The following is a 2,180-nucleotide window of genomic DNA, read 5'->3' on the forward strand; positions in this document are numbered from 1 at the left end:
ATATTCTTGTACCTTTCAAATAAAAAGGTTTGCTTCTGTCACGAATATATCTCACAGGATCCTTGCTAACATCGATATCTTTTTCTTGTTGGTCAACAGTTATATTTTCTTCATCAAGTACTGGAGCATCTAACTTATACCTATTATATAAATAATTGCAAAGGTCAATTATACTCACATTTAAAATATAATTAGGATTATATTCCTGAATTTCTTTAGAAAGTTCTCTTTTTTTACTCTCAAGAAACTCACTCAAACTACCATCATTAAATAAAAGATTTCGTGTTAGCATTTTCATTTCACATCTTTCACAACTTCCCAATCTTCTGGGATTTTTCCGATTTTTGTTTGCTTAAATTTTGTTTCAATCATTTTATTCTTGTTCCTCTTTGATTTTTGCTTTGATTTTTAAAACAACTTCATCCCCTTTTCTTTTTGTATTAATAACTTCAAATATAATGTCTCCAAAGTTCGGATCCTCTGTATACCCATGTCTCCCATTACATTCTATTGAAAATAAACAATAAGCTCCACAAGTGGACGAAGAATAACTATCAGGTTCATATACTTCTATTTCTTTAAGGTTCAACAACGCCTTAATTTTTCTTTCTTTTTTCCTTCCATTTTTTGTCTGTTTAATTTTTTGATTCATTTTTTATTTCACATCCTTTACAATCGCCCAGTGTCCACCTTTGGCATGTCCAATTCTTTTTAAAAGACCCTTTTTCTTTAAAGACATGATATTTTTATCTACAGCAGTAGTGCTAATTCCTATTCTTTCAGACATTTCCCTTTTAGAAATATAGGGATTCTCATTAACAAGTAATAAGATTTTCCTTTGATTTTCTACCAACCTTTCTACCAACCTTTCTACCAACCTTTCTACCAACCTTTTATTAGAGATTTTCATAGATACAAAATCCAAATATTCATAACTTGGCTTAAATGTAACATAAAAGTAATTTTCTTGAGCATCTATTTCTGGCTCAGGAGCATTCACTTCTTTACAGATTTTCTGCATCCTTCTTATTCCAGATCCAATTTTTTCGCCAAGTCCTATTCTAAAGAATAATTCAGTAATAATTGGATTCCTTCTGAATTTTGTTTGCCCTAAAATAAATCTTTTTGGCTTTATCCAATAATCTTCTATCTCTATTCTGTCTGGGAATATGGCTATAATATTATTATGCCCTAGTTCTGGATAATATTTGTGCATAACAGAATTTATAATGGCTTCTCTTATAGCGTCTAAGGGATATTCGTAAATGTCTTCTCTTTGTGGTTTTCCAGTAATCCTATAAGCAACTTTTGTGTAAAATCTTACAAAGTCAATTACTCTATCTACAACATCAAATAAACCACCGTTAATCTCCTCTCTTTTAACGACTATTGTTCCCTCAATATCTTTGTAAACAACTGCAGTATAAACACTTTGAGGAAAGAACCTTTGAGGGTTTTTTGCAAAGAAAAGTATACCTGCGTTTGTTATCCCATATTTTTTAAAAACTCCTAAATTTTTCAACAATTCATTTGTACTCAAAACAGAGCTGATATTTGCAGTCTCAAGATAATTTGAAAATTTTTCATTGTCAAAATCTTCTTCAAAATCAAATTCTTTATTTGTTAAAGAATCAAATGTTTTTTTGTTTACCTCTACTATGAAATCCAAAATTTCATCTCTCTTAAGTTTTTGTGTATTAGGACCTACTCTAATAAAGAATCCTTCTTTACATTGGTAAGGTTTATTATTACCTTCTAAAACCTCTACTATCAGTATCTCTTTTTCATTATATTTTATAGAATCTAGTTTTATGTAAATTAGTGGATCACAATTTCTTGCTATATCATTTACACCAGATTTTAGTTTATTTGTTATCTTTATGCCTTTAACATCATTTTTATCATCAATACCTAAAAATACTCTTCCTCCTGAAGAATTAGCAAATGCAACAATTTCTCTATCCAATTTAGAGAGATTTTCTTTGAATTCGGTTAAATAATTTTCACCTTCTTTTAATATCAACTTTAATTCTTCTTGATTCATATTCACTCAATCTCCTTTAAATAAACCTCAATTTTTTTTTCAATTTCATCAATCTCATTTTCGAATTCTTTTAACTCTTTCCACTCTTTATCAATATCTATTTCTTCAATTTCTTCCACAGGAAAAGCATAAAGTG

At 29.1% G+C, this 2,180-nt stretch carries 3 protein-coding genes; all 3 read right to left on the bottom strand.

What is annotated here, in order from left to right; all coding sequences use genetic code 11:
* Window positions 1-322, bottom strand: a 322-nt coding sequence (locus KKC53_00945) for a hypothetical protein (protein ID MBU2597741.1), incomplete at its 3' end; no start/stop codon positions are given.
* 51 nt (window positions 323-373) lie between these two features.
* On the bottom strand, window positions 374-652 hold the full coding sequence (locus KKC53_00950; GenBank protein ID MBU2597742.1) for a hypothetical protein: 279 nt from the start codon (window positions 650-652) through the stop codon (window positions 374-376).
* 3 nt (window positions 653-655) lie between these two features.
* A complete protein-coding gene (locus KKC53_00955) occupies window positions 656-2,044 on the bottom strand; it encodes a putative DNA binding domain-containing protein (protein ID MBU2597743.1) in 1,389 nt (462 codons plus the stop codon).
* Window positions 2,045-2,180: the final 136 nt, after the last annotated feature.

The sequence above is a fragment of the Actinomycetota bacterium genome (assembly GCA_018830725.1).
In the GTDB taxonomy this organism is placed as follows: Bacteria; Actinomycetota; Humimicrobiia; order JAHJRV01; family JAHJRV01; genus JAHJRV01.